At 68.1% G+C, this 18380-nt stretch carries 10 protein-coding genes and 2 pseudogenes; 9 read left to right on the forward strand and 3 right to left on the reverse strand.

Going from position 1 to position 18380, the window contains the following annotated elements:
* Positions 1-28: 28 nt before the first annotated feature.
* From ACZ6BB_RS38495 to ACZ6BB_RS38520, 6 genes are all read left to right on the forward strand, one after another.
* Positions 29-1786 carry an ABC transporter ATP-binding protein gene (locus tag ACZ6BB_RS38495; RefSeq protein ID WP_471619759.1) on the forward strand — a complete coding sequence of 586 codons (1758 nt, stop codon included), beginning with the start codon at positions 29-31 and terminating at the stop codon, positions 1784-1786.
* On the forward strand, positions 1783-3555 hold the full coding sequence (locus ACZ6BB_RS38500) for an ABC transporter ATP-binding protein (protein ID WP_471619760.1): 1773 nt from the start codon (positions 1783-1785) through the stop codon (positions 3553-3555). Before ACZ6BB_RS38495 ends, ACZ6BB_RS38500 begins: the two co-directional genes overlap by 4 nt.
* 64 nt (positions 3556-3619) lie before the next feature.
* On the forward strand, positions 3620-3841 hold the full coding sequence (locus ACZ6BB_RS38505; protein ID WP_471619761.1) for a hypothetical protein: 222 nt from the start codon (positions 3620-3622) through the stop codon (positions 3839-3841).
* 261 nt (positions 3842-4102) lie between these two features.
* A complete protein-coding gene (locus ACZ6BB_RS38510; protein WP_471619762.1) occupies positions 4103-6187 on the forward strand; it encodes a M4 family metallopeptidase in 2085 nt (694 codons plus the stop codon).
* Positions 6188-6513: 326 nt separating this feature from the next.
* On the forward strand, positions 6514-8175 hold the full coding sequence (locus ACZ6BB_RS38515) for a M4 family metallopeptidase (RefSeq protein WP_471619763.1): 1662 nt from the start codon (positions 6514-6516) through the stop codon (positions 8173-8175).
* Between the two features lie 83 nt (positions 8176-8258).
* Entirely contained in the window at positions 8259-8792 is a 534-nt protein-coding gene (locus tag ACZ6BB_RS38520; protein WP_471619764.1) for a DUF1990 family protein, read from the forward strand.
* 106 nt (positions 8793-8898) lie between these two features.
* On the opposite strand, the pseudogene ACZ6BB_RS38525 reads toward ACZ6BB_RS38520, so the two are convergent.
* A pseudogene (locus ACZ6BB_RS38525) lies at positions 8899-9141 on the reverse strand (MarR family transcriptional regulator); the annotation flags it as partial.
* A 123-nt stretch (positions 9142-9264) separates the two neighbouring features.
* Between ACZ6BB_RS38525 and ACZ6BB_RS38530 the strand changes: the two are divergent.
* The 3 genes and pseudogenes from ACZ6BB_RS38530 to ACZ6BB_RS38540 all read left to right on the forward strand — a co-directional run bounded on the left by ACZ6BB_RS38530 (position 9265) and on the right by ACZ6BB_RS38540 (position 11022).
* A pseudogene (locus ACZ6BB_RS38530) lies at positions 9265-10024 on the forward strand (transposase).
* A gap of 61 nt (positions 10025-10085) precedes the next feature.
* Entirely contained in the window at positions 10086-10589 is a 504-nt protein-coding gene (locus ACZ6BB_RS38535; protein WP_471619765.1) for a helix-turn-helix domain-containing protein, read from the forward strand.
* 28 nt (positions 10590-10617) lie between these two features.
* Entirely contained in the window at positions 10618-11022 is a 405-nt protein-coding gene (locus ACZ6BB_RS38540) for a transposase family protein (protein ID WP_471619766.1), read from the forward strand.
* Between the two features lie 375 nt (positions 11023-11397).
* Here ACZ6BB_RS38540 and ACZ6BB_RS38545 read toward each other — a convergent pair whose 3' ends face one another.
* Both ACZ6BB_RS38545 and ACZ6BB_RS38550 read right to left on the reverse strand, forming a co-directional pair.
* The gene (locus ACZ6BB_RS38545) at positions 11398-11799 is read right to left on the reverse strand and encodes a hypothetical protein (RefSeq protein ID WP_471619767.1); all 402 of its coding nucleotides are present in this window, start codon (positions 11797-11799) and stop codon (positions 11398-11400) included.
* A 14-nt stretch (positions 11800-11813) separates the two neighbouring features.
* A complete protein-coding gene (locus tag ACZ6BB_RS38550) occupies positions 11814-18305 on the reverse strand; it encodes an RHS repeat-associated core domain-containing protein (RefSeq protein ID WP_471619768.1) in 6492 nt (2163 codons plus the stop codon).
* Between the last annotated feature and the right edge of the window lie 75 nt (positions 18306-18380).

Here is an 18380-nt window from a genome sequence, read left to right on the forward strand (position 1 = left end):
GGAACGGATCCACACGAATCGGGGGCCGATGATCAACGCGTACGAGGACCCCGGCACGCCCGACTGCCGGGGCGGCGCCCGGTATCTGTGGTGGCTGGTCAAGCAACAGGCGGGCCGTTCCGCACTCGGCTCGCTGATCTCCTGTGTGTGGATGGTGCTGCTCGCGGCCACCCCGTACCTGCTCTCCCGCGCGATCGACGAGGGGCTGGAACCCGGTGACCGGTCGGCGCTGGTCGGCTGGACGGCCGCGCTCTTCGGGGTGGGCGCCTTCAACGCCTGGCTGAGCATCATGCGCCACCGCACGATGACCCGGGTCCGGATGGACGCCAACTTCCGCACGGTGAAGGTGGTGATGGCGCACGCCGTCCGGCTGGGCGCGGCGCTGCCGCGCCGGGTCGGCGCCGGGGAGGTCGTCACGATCGGCGTGGGCGACGTGCAGACGATCTCCTCCTCGCTGACGGTCATCGGGCCGGGGGCCGGCGCGCTCGCCGCGTACCTCGTGGTCGCGGGGCTGCTGGTGTCGGTGTCCCTGCCCATCGCCGGGGTGGTGCTGCTGGGGATGCCGCTGATCGCCGTGATCGTGGGTCCGCTGATGCGGCGGCTGCAGGGCACGGAGTCGGAGTACCGGGAGCGGCAGGGCGTGCTGACCGCGCGGATCGCGGACCTCGCGGGCGGGCTGCGTGTGCTCAACGGGCTCGGCGGCAAGGGGCTGGTCGCCGACGCGTTCCACCGGGACTCGCAGCGGCTGCGGGCGCAGGGCTACCGGGTGGGGGCGGTGACCAGCTGGATGCAGGCGCTCGGGGTGGGGCTGCCGACGGTCTTCCTCGCGGTGGTGACCTGGCTCGCGGCCCGGCTCGCCGCCCAGGGGGCCATCACGGTCGGCGAGCTGGTGGCGGTGTACGGGTACGTCACCGTGCTGGTGCGGCCGGTGTCGTACTTCGTCGACTGGGGGTACGAGGTCAGCCGCGGGGTGGTGGCCGCGCGGCGCGTCATCCGCTTCCTCACCCTGGAACCGCTGCCGGACCACGGCACCACGGACGCGCCCGCCGAACCCTCGGCGCTGCACGACCCCGCGTCTGGGGTACGGGTGCCGCCGGGGCGGCTGGTCGCGCTGGCCGCCGACCGGCCGGCCGACGCCGCGGCGGTGGTGGACCGGCTCGGCCGGTACGCGCCGACGGCGGTGACCTGGGGCGGAACCCTGCTCGACGCGATCCCGCTGGCGCAGGTCCGCGCGCGGATCCTGGTCGCCGATCACGAGGCCGACCTGTTCGCGGGCCGGCTGCGGGACCTGCTCGGCGGGCACGGCGACGTCGACGACGCCGCGGCCGCGCGGGCGTTGCACGCGGCCGTGGCCGAGGACATCGTCCAGGGCCTGGCCGACGGTCTGGACGCGGCGGTCGACGCGCGGGGCGGCAACCTCTCCGGCGGTCAGCGCCAGCGGGTACGGCTGGCGCGTGCGCTGGTGGCCGATCCCGAGATCCTGCTCGCCGTCGAGCCGACGTCGGCGCTCGACGCCCACACCGAGGCGCGGGTCGCGCAGCGGCTGCGGGCCGCCCGTGCGGGCCGTACGACCCTGGTCACCACCACCTCGCCCCTCGTCCTCGATCACGCGGACACCGTCCTGCACCTGGTCGACGGCAAGGTCGCCGCCCGCGGCACCCACCGCGATCTCCTCGCGGGCGAGCCGGGATACCGGGCGCTGGTGGCGCGGGACGCGGGGGAGGAACGGGACGCGGGGGAAGAAGGGGACGCCGACGAGAGCGCGGTCGAGGAGGCCCTGCGGTGACCACGGAACTCACACCCCCTGCCACGGGCCGGCTGCCCGTCGCCGACCGGGCCGCCGTGCGGCGGGCCACGGTACGGCTGGTGCGGGCGGACGGACGGGCGTTCCTCGCCGTGCTGGGGCTGAACGGGGCCGCGGCCGCGCTGGGGCTGGCCGGGCCGTGGCTGCTGGGCCGGATCATCGACGAGGTGCGCGGCGGGGGCGGCGTCGCAGCGGTGGACCGGCTGGCGGTGGCGATCCTGCTGTGCGCGGGGGCGCAGTTGCTGCTGGCGCGCTGGGCCCGGTACGTGGGGCACCGGTTCGGGGAGCGGACGCTGGCGCGGGTGCGGGAGGAGTTCGTGGACCGGACGCTGGCGCTGCCGGCGTCGGTGGTGGAACGGGCGGGGACCGGTGATCTGACGGCGCGCGGCACGGCGGACGTGGACGCGGTCGGCAGGACGCTGCGGGACGTGGGACCCGAGCTGCTGATCAGCTCGGTGCAGGCGTTGTTCCTGATCGGCGCGGTGTTCGCGCTGGACCCGCGGCTCGGGCTGTGCGCGCTCTCCGGACTCGGCGGTATCGCGGTGGTGCTGCGCTGGTATCTGCGCCGGGCGCGTACCGGGTATCTCGCGGAGGGCGCGGCCCAGTCGGAGGTCGCGGAGATCGTCGCGGCGACCGCGTCCGGGGCTCGTACGGTGGAGGCGCTGCGGCTGGAGCGACGCCGGATCACCGCGAGCCGGGACGCGCTGGAGGTCTCCCGGCGGCGCCGGTTCCACACCCTCTTCCTGCGCACGGTGTTCTTCCCCGGCGTGGAGGTCTCGTACTTCGTGCCGCAGGTTCTGGTCCTCCTCCTCGGCGGGATGCTGCTGGCGCGCGGTTCGGTCAGTCTGGGCGCGGTGGTGTCGGCGGCCCTGTATCTGCAGCAGCTGAGCGGTCCGCTCGACGAGATCCTGATGCGGGTGGAGCTGCTGCAGAGCAGCGGGGCCTCGTTCGCCCGGGTGGAGGGGCTGGCCGGTGCCCCGCGCGCCGGGGCCGCCGAGACCCCGGAGCCGGCGGACGACCGTATCGACGTGGCGGGCGTGCGCTACGCGTACGACCGGGGCGGCGAGGTGCTGCGGGGCGTGGACCTGACGGTCCGGCCCGGCGAACGGCTCGCGGTGGTCGGCCCGTCCGGCGCCGGCAAGACGACCCTGAGCCGCCTCCTGGCCGGTATCGACGCGCCGACGGAGGGCTCGGTGACGGTCGGCGGGGTCCCCGTCGTGGACCTCGGCCCCGAACGCCTGCGCCGCCAGGTCGTGCTGGTCACCCAGGAGCACCATGTCTTCCTGGGCACGGTCCGCGACAACCTGCTGATCGCCGAACCGGCGGCCACGGACGCGGAGTTGTGGGCGGCGCTGTCGGCCGTGGGCGCGGACGCCTGGGTGCGCGACCTTCCCGACGGCCTCGACACCCGCCTCGGCGAGGGCGGCCGCCGCACGGACGGCCCCCAGGCCCAGCAGCTGGCGCTCGCCCGGGTGGTCCTCGCCGACCCCCACACCCTCATCCTCGACGAGGCCACCGCCCTCCTGGACCCCACCACCGCCCGCCACACCGAACGCGCCCTCGCCGCCGTCCTGCACGGCCGCACGGTCATCGCCATCGCCCACCGCCTCCACACCGCCCACGACGCGGACCGCGTGGCCGTCATGGAGAACGGTCTGCTCACCGAACTCGGCACGCACGAGGAACTGGTGGCGGCGAAGGGCGCGTACGCGGCGCTGTGGCGGCGGTGGCACGGGGAGGGGGAGTCCTGACAGGCCGCGGGCCCGCGGCAGCATGCCGAACACCCCTACGACGACTTGGAGTTCTCGTCCCGCGATGCCGCCGATGTGTGCCGTCTGTCCTCCCGACCCGCTCGGCACCGCTCCGTTCGGGAAGTTCACCCTGGTGTACTTCCGCGCGACCCGGGCGGCCCCCGCGTACGACGAGGGCTGGGTCGGACACCCGGAGAACGCGGTCTGGTTCTGCGACGCACACGCGCCCCTCGCCGAGCGGCTGAAAGAGTTCACGGCGGCCGAGGCGCTGGAGCGCCTCGCATGACAGACGGCGAACAGTCCGTATAGCGAACATGACCAACCGGGCAACGGACGATTTCCAGCCAACTTCTTGACGCGCTCCTGACAGGACCCACGGTCTCCTGCCACTCTGCCCACAACCGCGACACAGCAACCTCACAGCGGGGCCGGCCGTGCCGCGAAGCAACCCCCCACGCATGTGGTTTAAGCGTTCACCAGTTCACACCTTGTTCTGCCCGGGCGGCCACCAGCCGCCCGGTCTCCCCTGGCCGCGCCCCCCGCGGCCATGCAGAAGGAGTCAGTGTTGAGACGCCAGTCCCACAGACGCACCTCCCACACCGGTAACACTTTCGGCCACAGCGCCCGTCGGCGCGCGGCCGCCGGCGCGCTCGTCGCCGTCACCGCCCTGCTGGCCGCGGCCGTCCAGTCGGGCGCCGCCTCCGCCGCCCCGGAGAAGGCACCGTCGGCGGCGGGCAAGGCCAACCCGGGCGCGGTCTCGATGAAGCTCACCCCCGCCCAGCGGGCCGAGCTGATACGCGAGGCCAACGCCACGAAGGCGGAGACCGCCGGGAAGCTCGATCTCGGCGCGAAGGAGAAGCTCGTCGTCCGCGACGTGGTCAAGGACCGCGACGGCACCGTGCACACGCGGTACGAGCGGACCTACGACGGCCTCCCGGTCCTCGGCGGCGACCTCGTCGTGAAGACCTCGAAGGCGGGCGCCACCAAGGGCGTCGTCAAGGCCACCAAGGCGAAGATCGCGGTGTCGTCGCTGACGCCCACCGTGACCAAGGCCAGGGCCGAGAAGCAGGCACTCGGTGCCGCGAAGGCGGAGAAGGCCAAGAACCCCGAGGTCAACCGCGCGCCCCGCAAGGTCGTCTGGGCCGCGAGCGGCAAGCCCGTCCTCGCCTACGAGACGGTCGTCGGCGGCTTCCAGCACGACGGCACCCCGCAGGAGCTGCACGTCATCACCGACGCCACCAGCGGGGCGAAGCTGTACGAGTGGGAGGCGGTCGAGACCGGCACCGGCAACACGGTGTACAGCGGTTCGGTCACCCTCGGCACCACGCAGTCGGGTTCGACGTTCAACCTCACCGACGGCGCGCGCGGCGGCCACAAGACGTACAACCTGAACCGCGGCACCTCGGGCACCGGGACCCTGTTCTCCGGCCCCGACGACGTCTGGGGCAACGGCTCCCCGTCGAACCTGGAGTCGGCCGGCGCCGACGCCCACTACGGCGCGGCACTGACCTGGGACTACTACAAGAACGTGCACGGCCGCAACGGCATCCGCGGTGACGGCGTCGGCGCCTACTCGCGGGTCCACTACGGCAACAACTACGTCAACGCGTTCTGGCAGGACGCCTGCTTCTGCATGACGTACGGCGACGGCTCGGGCAACGCCAACCCGCTGACGTCGATCGACGTGGCCGCGCACGAGATGACCCACGGCCTCACGTCCAACACGGCCGGGCTGAACTACTCCGGCGAGTCCGGCGGTCTGAACGAGGCCACCTCGGACATCTTCGGCTCCACGGTCGAGTTCTACGCGGCGAACTCCTCCGACGTCGGTGACTACCTCATCGGCGAGGAGATCAACATCAACGGCAACGGAACGCCGTTGCGCTACATGGACAAGCCGAGCAAGGACGGCTCGTCCAAGGACTCCTGGTACTCGGGCATCGGCTCGATCGACGTGCACTACTCCTCGGGCCCGGCCAACCACTTCTTCTACCTCCTCTCCGAGGGCAGCGGCGCCAAGACCATCAACGGCGTGAACTACGACTCGCCCACCTCGGACGGCCTCCCCGTGACGGGCATCGGCCGCGCCAAGGCGGAGCAGATCTGGTTCAAGGCGCTGACCACGAAGTTCACGTCGACGACCAACTACGCGGCGGCCCGCACCGGCACGCTCGCGGTCGCCGGTGAGCTGTACGGCACCACGTCCGCCGAGTACACGGCGGTGCAGAACGCGTGGGCCGGCATCAACGTGGGCTCGCGTCCCGGCGGCGGCGGGGGCGGCGGTACGTCGTTCGAGAGCACGACCGACGTATCGATTCCGGACAACGGCGCGGCGGTCACCTCGCCGATCACCGTCTCCGGCCGGACCGGCAACGCGCCCTCGAACCTCGCGGTCGCCGTGGACATCGTCCACACCTACATCGGTGACCTCCAGGTCCAGCTGGTCGCCCCCGACGGCACGGCCTACACGCTGAAGGCGTACGGCACCGGCGGCAGCGCGGACAACATCAGCACCACGTACACCGTGAACGCGTCGTCCGAAGTCGCCAACGGCGTGTGGCAGTTGCGGGTCCAGGACAACGCGGCCCGGGACACCGGCTACATCAACAGCTGGAAGCTGACGTTCCCGTAGGTCGCGGCAGGGCTCCTCGTCCACGGGGGCCCGTCGTGAGCGTGACGTGACAGGGCGCCGCCCCGGGGGATCCAACTCCCCCGGGGCGGCGCCTTCTTTGCCGTTCTCCGGGAGCCGCTTTGCCGCGCCTTGGTCACGCCTTTGCCGTGGTCGGAGCGGTTTTACATGGCCGCAATATTTCCGGACTGTTGATTTTCGGCCAACATCACCTTGCCCTCCTGACATGTACGCGCCCTACTGGCACGCTTCACCCACCCGCCGCACTCGTAACCCAGATACCCGGACGACTCCCCAGGCCGTCCGGCCTCCCCCACCAAGGAGCATGAGTGACTCCGTTCTACGCGCGTCGCCGTCGCACCACGCTGGCCATCGCCACCGCTGTCGCCGCAGGTGCACTGCTGACCACCGGACTGACCACCGGCGCCACCGCCCAGCCCGCGCCCGTCGCGGACAAGGCCAAGCCCGCCGGTGCCCCGGTCGCGCTCACCCCCGCCGCGCGCACCGCCCTGATCAAGAAGGCGGACGCGGCCACGACCGAGACCGCCGACGAGATAGGTCTCGGTGCCAAGGAGGACCTGGTCGTCCGTGACGTCATCAAGGACGCCGACGGCACGGTCCACACGCGCTACGAGCGCACCTTCGGCGGCGTCCCGGTCCTCGGCGGCGACCTGGTCGTCCACGAGTCCAAGGCCGGCGCCATCAAGAGCGTCACCAGAGCGACCAAGGCCACCGTCGAGGTCGCCGAACTCACCGCGGACGTCACCAAGGCCACCGCCGAGAAGCAGGCACTGAAGGCCGCCAAGGCCGAGGGCTCCACCAAGACCGAGGCCGACAAGGCCCCGCGCAAGGTCGTCTGGGCGGCGAGCGGCAAGCCCGCGCTCGCCTACGAGACGGTCGTCGGCGGCTTCCAGCACGACGGCACCCCGCAGCAGCTCCACGTGATCACCGACGCGGAGACCGGCAAGAAGCTGTACGAGTGGGAGGCCGTCCAGACCGGCTCCGGAAAGAGCAAGTACAACGGCTCGGTCACCCTCGGCACGACCCTGTCGGGCTCCACGTACAACCTGACGGACGCCGGCCGCGGCGGCCACAAGACGTACAACAAGGCCCGCTCCACCTCGTCGTCGGCCGGCACGCTCTTCACCGACGCCGACGACGTCTGGGGAACCGGCAGCATCTCCAGCTCCTCGACCGACCAGAACGCCGCCGTGGACGCCCACTACGGCGCCCAGGTCACCTGGGACTTCTACAAGAACGTCCTCGGCCGCAACGGCATCAAGAACAACGGCGTCGCCGCGTACTCCCGGGTCCACTACGGCAACGCGTACGTCAACGCCTTCTGGGACGACAGCTGCTTCTGCATGACGTACGGCGACGGCACGAGCAACACCAAGCCGCTCACCTCGCTGGACGTGGCCGGGCACGAGATGAGCCACGGCCTGACCGCCAACACCGCCCGCCTGAACTACTCGGGCGAGTCCGGCGGCCTGAACGAGGCCACCTCCGACATCTTCGGCACGGCGGTCGAGTTCTACGCGGCCAACGCCAGCGACCCCGGTGACTACCTCATCGGCGAGAAGATCGACATCAACGGCAACGGCACCCCGCTGCGCTACATGGACCAGCCGAGCAAGGACGGCGACTCGGCCAACTACTGGTCCTCGTCCCTCGGCAGCCTGGACGTCCACTACTCGTCGGGCCCGGCGAACCACTTCTTCTACCTGCTGAGCGAGGGCAGCGGCGCCAAGACCATCAACGGCGTCTCGTACAACTCGCCCACCTCCAACGGTGCCACGATCACCGGCATCGGCCGCGCCAAGGCCATCCAGATCTGGTACAAGGCGCTCAGCACGTACATGACCTCGACGACCAACTACAAGGGCGCCCGCACGGCGACCCTGAACGCGGCCTCCTCCCTGTACGGCGCCTCCAGCGCCGAGTACGCGGCGGTGAACGCGGCGTGGGCGGCGGTCAACGTCAACGCCTGACCTGACGTGGTGGTGCAGGGATAGGTGACTGGGGCGGCACCCGGCGAGAAGGCGACGCCGGGTGCCGCCCTAGGCTTTGCGCCATGCCCGCATCACACGGCCCGCTCCCCGAGGGCCCCTTCACCTACGAAGCGGTCGGCGCGACCCGCGAGGGTCACTGCCCGCCCGACTTCAACCGCCTGCACGTCCGCTCCCGCATAGGCGAGGGCACGGACGTGTTCGAGCGGGCCGCGCACGCCGTACGCACCTGGGAGATGCACCGCGCGCTGGGCGTCGGCATCCACGCCTCCGCCCCCGAGGCGGCCCCCGGCGTCGACGTGACGGTCACCCTCGGCGGCGTCATCAAGGCCCCCTGCCGCATCGTCTACACGGTGGACGAGCCCCGCCGCAAGGGCTGGGCGTACGGCACGCTGCCGGGCCACCCGGAATGCGGCGAGGAGGCGTTCATCGTCGACCGCACCGGGGACGGCACCGTCTGGCTGACGATCTCGGCCTTCAGCCGCGGCGCCAAGTGGTACGCACGGGCGGGCGGGGCGGCGACGCGGGGGCTGCAGCAGGCTTACGCGCGGCGGTGCGGGGTGGTGCTGCGGCGGCTGGTGGAGGAGCCGAAAGAGTGAATCCACGTACTGGGCTGCGACCCAGATTCTGTCTAACTAGTGGCTGTCCCGCAAAGATCGGTTTGAGTATCCGGACCGGGGCGCTTTGCTCCGGGCTTGCGGTCCATCAGGCGACCGTCCCGCCCGCGTTGCGGATCAGCCGCTGGAGCACCTTCACCGTGGTGACGTAGTCCTCATCGTCGATGCCCTCGTGGAGGGCGGCGCGGACCGCGGGAGCATTGCGGGCCCAGTCGACGTACGCGTGCTCCCCTTCTGGGGTGAGCCACAGCCGGTCCTTGGTGTCCTGGGTCAGCCAGCCACGCTCAAGGAGCCCCTCGGCCTCTGCCGCCAGGTCGTCCTCGGGACGGATGAGGAACCTTGCTTCTAGTCCGCAGCTCAGAGGTACTTGAGGCGTCGGTCCTCGCCATGGACCGATCACAGGGTCGCCCGACGCTTTCCTGTAATACCTGGCCGTAGGTGGGATGATCTCGCGATGGCAGGCGTGATCACGGCATCGGAACCGTCCTGGACGGCCCCGTTTCCCGGGCTGACCCCGCGCTGCTTTGGCAAGTTGGTGCCTATCGTGCGCCGCGAGGGTGCGGCCGACAGGCACCGCGGCCGAGCGTGGAGCCTGTCTCTGGAGGACCGGATCCTGCTGGTCCCTATGTACTGGCCGTACGAATTTGACGATGCGCCAGATTACCCCGCTGTTCGGCGTCTCCAAGTCGGCGGCTGACCGAATCATCGACCACCTCGGACCGCTTCTCGCACTCCATCCAAGAAAGCGGTTCGCGAAGGACACCGCGCGCATCGCCGACGGCACGCTGGTGCCCACCCGGGACCACACGATCACAGAGCAATCGAAAAACTATCGTTACTCAACGGCCCATCAAGTGGTCATCGATGCCGACACCCGCCTGGTCGCCGCGGTCGGCCGGCACCTGCCGGGCAACTGACACGACTCCCGCGGCTGGGAGGAATCCGGCGCCAAGGCCGCCGGCAAGACGATGACCATCACCGCCAGCGGCTACCAGGGCACCGGGCTGGTCATCCCGCACCGCCGCCGCAAAGGCGAAGACCTCCCGGGTTGGAAGGAGAAGCACAACCGCTCACACAAGCAGGTAAGGGCCCGCGTCGAGCACACCTTCGCCCGCATGAAGGACTGGTCGAGACGGTCCACAACAAGACCGCACCACACAAACACAGAGTCCCCGTCAGCACACAGACGAGGACTCATGAACGATCGAGGCTAGCGAGCTCGTGCACGGTAAGCGGTGGGGCGTCGAGCCTCTGATCGTCGATCATGGTCGCGTGGTGGGGAACGCGTCTCGTGCAGCGATCACCAGCGACCGGAGGATCACGGGCCTGTCGGCCAACGTGATCGCGGAACTCGTCGCAGAGCTGGGCCCGTTGTGGCACGAACGGCACCAGGCCAAGCTTGCGTCCCGGCCGCGGAAGCGCGCTGTGGGCGCGGGCGCGAAGCACCGGTTGGTGTTCGTCGATCGGCTCCTGGCCACGCTCGTGCACCTCCGGCATGCCACCACCCACGACGTGCTCGCCTGCTGGTTCGGCGTTGACCGCTCCACTACCACCCGGGCCATCAGCGAGGTGCGGCCCCTGCTCGCCGAGCGAGGCTGCACGGTCAGCCCCGGAGTACGGCTGCGGACCCTGGCCGAGGTCGTCGACCACCTCGGCTCAAGCGGGACGACTGGCATCATCGACGGCACCGAGATCCGCGTCCGTCGGCCCGCCACCGGACGCAAGGACCGGGACACGTTCATCTCCGGCAAGAACAAGCAGAATGCCGTCAGCCCATGATCGTGACCGACGGTGAAGGCCGCGTGCTGTGGTGCAGCCCGGCCCGGCCCGGCCCGCAAGCTGTGCGGACATCACCCACGCCCGCCAGTTAGGGCTGGTCACGCTCCTGGCCGACGGGCCCGCGGTCGAGATCCTCGCCGATGCCGGCTACCAGGGACTGGGCACACAGACCGGCGGCCGGATGATCACACCACCACACCGCAAATTCAAGAAGAATGCCCCGGACTGGTACGAGGAGATGCACGAACGACAGCGCAAAGCTCACTCTTCACGCCGCATCCGGGTCGAACACGGCATCGCCCACCTGAAAAACTGGCGGGCCCAGGCCCGACACCTCGGTCGCCGAGAGCACATCAGCGACACCGTCCAGGCCGTCGCCAGCCTGCTGTCCCACCAGCAGATCACGGACCTGGATCCGACACCGCAGACGTGAACACAGGCCACAACGAAGTTCTCGACGTCCCACCACTTACCGTGCACGAGCTCGTTAGAGGCGATCTGGCGACACCAACTCACAGGAGTGCCACACCACGTAACAGACCGGATCTCCGGAAGGATCAGGCCTGAGCGGGAGAGGTGTCTCCGACCGGGCATCTTCGCCGGGGTTCCCTTGCAAGTTCATGCGGCATGGACAACGAGGCGTCAGATCCTTGATCGTGGATCACGGTCACGCAATGAGAACGCAGCTCATGCAGTGGTTACTGAAATCCGGAACGCATCACGGAAATATTGATAGACGCGATTCCTGAACTCGCCACTAATATCGCCCGCAATGAACAGTTACCAAGAAGGACTGAACCCCATCCAGCTAGCCAAGTTGGTGTATAGCAGACCTCAATTGGCAAACATCGTCGTCGCCACCCCACCCTTTCTGTCCACACGCTTCGATCAGCTCATTACCCACTCGCACCACTTTGGAGGACAGCTCCTTAGCCTCTACGTCGCAACCAAGGAGACCAGCCACCCCCTCAGGAGTCAATCGAACAATAGGCCCATCCGGCACAAGCTGGACCGAGAAGGGGCCGTCGAAAAACATCACTTGAGACTTTTCATCATCCAATGCCGTGCGCACACCGTGCGCGAGCGCCAGAACATATGGGATGACCATGTCGTTCCATCGCCTATGGGGAAATGCTTGACCATTAAATTCATGCCACACATTCCCCCAAATCGCGCCGGATCTGGCGCGCTCCAGCGATTCAATCTCCACAATAAGATCAAACATTACCCACGCCCCACCGGATAAGCAGTTTCAATCAGGTCACTTCTCCTATTGTACCAGAATTCTATAGTCATCCCACCGCTTGAGCCTCTCATTTTATAGCGATCCCCTTGCACCTTGATCGGAGAATCCGCAGTTCGATATGCCTGACGAACTGCCCTTTCCACTTGCTCAGGACTCATGTGATCATAGAACTTATCCTTATACTTCACTCCACCCGACTTCTCGACTTCCCTAACACTCTGCTGATACGTCTTACCTGAAGCAGTATGCCGATCAAGAATATGAGTCATGTCGATATCGACCTTTTTCCAACTAGGGAAGCCGATAGGCCTGCCTTTCGGAGGAACAGGTACCCTCCCCCCTCTCCCGAGGAGCCCACCGGGGCCGATCTCAAACGTCCCAATCTTGGGTTCTGGGCACGGAGCCCCTATACCCCCATCACTTGCTACCCCGTAACAGCCAGAGCTTCGATATTCATAGGTCAAAACATCCTTGATGCCTTTGATTAGCTTACCGAAGTTGAAGACAGGGGGGAATTTACTCAAATTCGACACATCTCCGCGCACGACGTAATCAGTATCCAGCGGCCCTTGAATCGGCCCCGTACACCATATTTGCGTGCAGCCTGAATTGTTATCCGCAGTATCACCGGAACTGTTGGTGCTGGCCGTCCCACCCCTCTTGGTGTAATCCACCGCCTCGTTGGGACGCCCGTTTCCTTTCGTCCCGTCAGGGCGTTTCGGGCAAGCCGGATCGTCCTTTCCTCCACATTTCAAGCCGAGGCCTGACGGATCGGAGAAGGTACTGGGGTTGTTGATGCTGTAGGTGTAGCCGTTAAGGGTCTGGTGCTTGTCGAGTTCCAGCAATGGGTCGACGCTGATGAACTGGCCCGTATTCGAATCGTACTCGCGGGCCCCGACGTGGGTCAGCCCTGTACCCGCGTCCGCCGACTTGCCCAGGAAACCCTTGTCGTCCGGCCAGCTGACACCCGGCTTCAGATCACGTGAGGCGCCGAACGGCGACGTGTACCTCTTCGTCACCGCGTACGTCGTCGCGTCGAGCAAGAGGCTGGACGTGCCGTGATGGTCGGCCGCCAGGAAACTCAGCTTTGTACCCGAGGTGCCGGCAACCGCCGTGCGGACCGCGATCGTCTGGCCGTTGGCCGTGTAGTACCGCGTCCCGGACAGGGTCTTGGCCGTTCCCTTGACCGTCAGGCGGACCTCCGTACCGCCCAGGTACAGAATCGTGTCGCCGTCACCCTTGGCGCGACGGATCAGCAACTCCCCGTCGGCGTCATAGAGGTAGCTCGTCTCCGCCGTGCCCTCAGTCGTCTTGGCCAGCTTGCCCTCACCGTTCCAGAGGAGCGACTGGGTGGACTTCGGACCAGGGCGGGACGTGGTGTTGCCGTTCACGTCGTAGTCGTAGGCAGCCGCCGTGGCGCCCGTCGTGTTGTCCAGGGTGTGGGGCTTCTTGTCGCCGGCCGCGCTGGTGTCGTCGTACGTGTATGTCGTGGTGCTGTCACCCGTGCCCGAGTGCTTGGTCTCCGTCTTGCGCTGACCGGCACCGGTGTAGGTGTACGACGTCCAGTACGGGGCCGCGCCGTCGAGGTTCGACGTCGTGCGGCCCGAAGCCGCGCAGTCGGCCGTCTTCGGAGTCCAGGACTCCGTCATGCGGCGGTGGCCGTCGTACGTGAAGCACTGGTAGTCGGGCTTGGTCGTGCCGCCCTGAGTGGAGGCGTCGAAGATCGACGTGACGTTGCCCGCGTCGTCCTGGGTGAACTGCAGCTCCTGCGGCATGTAGCCGTGCACGTCGTCGGTGACGAAGGAGCGGGTCAGGCGGCGCGTGCCCTTCTCGTACACCCAGTTGAGGTACGCCTTCTTCGCCGTGGCCGCCCCGTCCTTGCCCAGGGCCAACTGACGCAGGTCCCCCTGTGGGGAGAACACCGCGCCCTGCAGATAGCCGGTCGCACCGGCCGACTTGATCTGCTGTCCCGTCGCGTTGTACTCGTAGCCGACCTGCTCCGCAGGGAGGCCACCCGCCGCCGGATGGGACGTCATACTGATCGTCCCGTCCAGGCGGTAACCCGTCGCGAAGGACAACGTCTTCGGCACACCCGCCGCCACCAGCGCATCCGTCTCGGGGAGCAGAAGCTGGCTCTCCTTGACCTGGTACAGGGGGTCGTACGACGTGATCTTCTTCGTGTAGGCCTTGCCCGCCGAGGCCGAGCCGCCGTCATAGCGGACCGCGGTGTCCGGCTGCCCCTTGGCCAACGAGTCGAAGGTCCAGGCCGCGAGCTTGTTCGCGTCCGTCTTCGTGCCCTGCCACAGGCCCGTCTTGCGGTTCAGCTCGTCGTATCCGTAGAGGAGCTTCTTGCCCTCCTCCTCGACGTTGAAGGAGGACTCGACGCGGTCGAGGCTGTCGTAGACCGACTTCGCCGTGCCCTTGTCGGGGTCTGTCGCGGTGAGCTGACGCCCGAACAGGTCGTAGGTGTACGACCACACGCTCTTGTCCGGGCCGGTGATCTTCTCCTGTTGGCCCGCGTTCGTGTACGTGTAGGTGGTCGTTGTGTAGTCCGTGCCTGTCGGCGTCGGGCCCGCGTATTCGCGGCGCTCGGTCGTCTGGCCGAGGGTGTTGCTGATCACTGCGGTGGCCTGGCCGCCGGGCGGGGCGGACGTGGTGACCGTGTCGCCTGTGTACGTCGCCTCGGTGGTCCAGCGGGTCACGCCGTGTGCCTTCGTGACCGTCTTGGTGGCCCGGCCGACGCCGTCGTACGTCGTGTCGGTCTGGATCGGGGCCTGGCTGCCCTCCGTCTGCACCGGAGTGCCCGAAGGGGCGGAGGTGTCGTCCCAGATGTCGCCCTGCGCGCTGATCGCCAGCCCGCGGCTGTCGTAGCGGGTCAGCGAGATCAGGCGTCCACCGACCGGGCTGGGGGTCTGGACCTGCCGGGTGCGCAGCAGGTTGTCGTAGAACTCGTACGTGGTGTTGTAGCCCGATCCGTCACCCTTCATGGCGCCGGTCGACACCCACGACAGGCCCGAGTTGGTGATGTTGTAGGCGTAGACGAAGTTCGCCTTCTGACTGGCTGACTTGAGGCGGTTGGGCAGCCACACGCTGGTGACACGGCCAAGGCTGTCGTACTCGGTCTCGGTGATCTTGTTGTTGGGGTCGGTCACCTTGAGGGGCGCGCCGGTCGCGAAGGACACGGCGGTGGTGGCCTTGTGACCCTTGATGTTGGTGACACTGCTGGAGGTCAGCGGCCCGGGCCCGGCCGGGACGTAGGCGGTGTCCGTGACCAGCGAGTCGTTGGTGTCCTTGACCGCGCGAGGACGGCCCAACGCGTCGTACGTCGTGGTCGCGACCTTCTGCCAGGCCGGTGCGTCGTCGCTGCCGTAGGACTTGGCACGGCCTGCCCAGACCGCCTCACCCTTCGTGGGCTTCTGCGATGCCGACCAGGCCGTGGCGGTGGCGTCGTCGTAGACCGTGGCCGTGTCGGAGATGACGTCACCAGGACGGGTCGCGTCCGCAGGCAGGTCGAGGGCCGAGTCCGCCGTGGCGCACGTCTTGGCGACCGCACGATTCCGGGAGACCAGGGAGTTGATGCCGTTGTCGGCGTTGCGTGCGTACCAGGTGCGCGTGCACTTCTCGTCGCCGGTGACGGCTGTGTCACCCTCGTCCTCGGTCGTGCTGACCATGCCGAAGTCGTCGTAGGTGTAGGAGACCCGATGCGCTCGGTCGACGGCGGTGCCGGTGGTCGTCACCCGGGTGCGGTCGGTCGTGTCCGCGACGCGCACCATGTAGGCCTCGGTGTCGGCGTAGGACTTGTGCTGGGTCGCGGTCTTCTGCCACCACATGGTGCTGATGGTTCCGGAGACCTCGGCAGAACCGTTGTAGGTGACGGACTCACGCACGGAGCCGGCGAGCTGGTCGTGGTCCGTGGCCGCGCCGGCGGAAATGCCCGTCACCGATGCCGATTTGCGGTTGTCCGGGTGCGGTGTCCGGCCGTCCGTGCCGAGGACCCGGTCTCCGTTCATGCCCTGCATGTAGACCGTGACCGTCTTCAGCTGGGCGGTGCCGCTGGTGCCTGTCAGGTGGGTGACGCGCTGGAAGCCTCGCCAGGCCGACCAGGTGCGCTCCTTCGCCGGGACGAACGGATCGTGGTTGTAGTGCCAGGCGGGCGTCGAGTACTGGTAGGTGTGCTGGACCGCCTCCGTGCCGCCGTCCGGGGCCGAGGTGGTCACGGACGTGACCGGGTACTTCTGGAACCAGTCGAGAATCGGGGTCTTCTCCCCGTTGGGTGACCAGTACACCGGGTAGCAGCGCTTGGTGTTCTCGTCGACCTTGGGCATGGTCTGCCCGTGGACGCAGTCGGCCTCCATGTACGACACGAGCGTCACCGCACCCGCCTCGGACGTGATCTTCTTCAGGCGCGGCTTGTCGAAGGAGAGGATGTTGTCACTCTGACCGTCGACACGGTTGGGAAGCAGCGTGTGCTCGAACGTCACCGGCGGCAGAGCCAGGTCGGTGCCGCGCTTGCCGGTGTGCTTGATCTCCTTCAGCCACAGGGACTGGTCCGCGGAGTCGCCGGTGTCGCCCGGGTCGGGGTAGCTGTGCTGGAGCGCCCAGGTGTCGACGGCAGCGTACGCGGGTGTCGTCGCGGCTGCGTTCCACGCGTACGTGGTGATGCCGGTCAGCCGCTTGCGGGTGAAGAACGAGGGTCCGGTGTTGCCGGTGCACTTGTCGTCGCTCTTGCATACGGCGTCGAAGGGGACGTCGGGCCAGTTGTCCCGCTTGTCCTCCGTCAGCGCGTCACAGCCCGTGCCCGATGCGACGCAGCGCTCGGTGTAGTCGAGGACGACCTTGTTCGACGCCGTGGGAGTGGCGGAGAAGAGGGCCCCCTTGCGCTGGCCGTACCGGATCTCCTTGAGGTATCCGCCCCGCACGTACTCGGTGCCGGTCGTGTCGTCGCCGAGCATGTCGTAGTGGTTGCGTTCGGCCTGGTACCAGTAGCTCATCGCGTTGCCGTGCGTGTCCTCGACGTAGTCGAGGTTCCAGCGCCATGCCTGCTTCTTCTCCCGGCCCGAGAAGCCGCTGCCGCTGCTGTAGCCGGGTTCGCCCGAGTCGTCGCCGAAGACCGGGACGGTCCACACCGACTCCGTACGGTCGTCGGCGCCCGCCCCGTCGAGCTTGTTCAGGCCGAAGACGTACTTGGTGCCCTCGCCCGTGACGACCGTCCAGTACTCGCCCTTGTCGCCCGCCGAGGTGTCGGTCTTGGCGTCACCGTCGTCGCCGTTGTCGGCGCCGAAGGAGTGGGTGACCGTGGAGGCGTCGTCATTCTTCAGGCGCCACTGCTTGGTGGTGTCGTCCTTGACCAGTTCGGTGGCCTTGCCGTTCAGGACCAGCGAGGCGTTGTCGTACTTCCAGCACAGGTCGAACTTGTCGTCCTGCCCGTCGTCGTCACAGGAACCGTACTTGCGCTCGATGTAGGAGGAGGTGAGGTCGAAGCCCTCACCGACCTGACTGCTCTGGTTGTTCGTGTTGGCTGTACGGCCGTCCACGGCACCGGAGTCGTACGAGATCGACAGACCGGGGGCGGGACCGGCCGCGGCCGGCGGCGTACGCAGCGGGTAGGACCAGGTGAACGTGCCGGACGAACTACCTGCTTCCCAGGTCGAGGACGACGACAGTGGGGTTGCCTTGTAGTCACCGCCTCCGGACTGGGTGCCTGCCGCCACAGCGAGGACCATCGTCTGGCCACTCGCTGTGGCCGACTTGAAGGTCAGCGTCGACGAAAGACGTTCGTCAACACGGTTGTTGATCGCCGTCAAGGGCTTGGGAGCACGGCACTTCGCCGTGCCGCTGTCGCTGAGCAGGCATGCGGGGAAGCTCAGCAGGTTGAGACGGCCGGCCCAATCGCCGCCGTAGGCGGAGGCGAACGCCGAGTAGTCAAGGCCCAACTGGGCCTGACCGCCTGTCTTCGGGCCAGTGACCTTGAGTACCACACCCTTGATGCCGAGCTTCGCGGCCGTCTTCTGGTCGAGGACCTCGACCTTGACGGCGTCGGCGGTGCGCGACTGCTTCCTGGCTTTGGACGCCTTCGGTTCGGTCAACGTGACGGGAAGCGAACCAGGGGTGCCCTTGGCCTTGCCCGATCCATGCAACGAGAGTGTCGCCGAGCCGCTGGCAGGCCAGGTGACCTTTCGTGCACGGTCCTGACCGGCACGCTTCGCCGCAGCACGGTTGGCGACCTCGATCTTCTCCGAGAGCGCCGCGACCTTCTTGTTCGTTGCCACCGTCCACGGGGAGACCTTGGCCGCCTTGGGGGTCTCCAGGTCCGGCCTGCCCAGCGGATCCACGTCCGCGGCGAAGGCAACCGGTGTCAGCAGGCCCGGCAGCATGGCGAAGCCCACCAGCGAGGCGATGCGCCGGGTCCAGAAGCGTCTGGCCGGTGCGGATCTCGCCGCTCCGGACGAGCCTCGAGCGAACTGGGTCATGACAAGTCTCCTTGCGGCGGCGGCTCCGGGTAAGCGGCTGCGCGCCGTTGAAAGGTCAGTGGAAGAGGGTCGCGG

It is taken from the genome of Streptomyces sp. NPDC041108 (genome assembly GCF_055592645.1).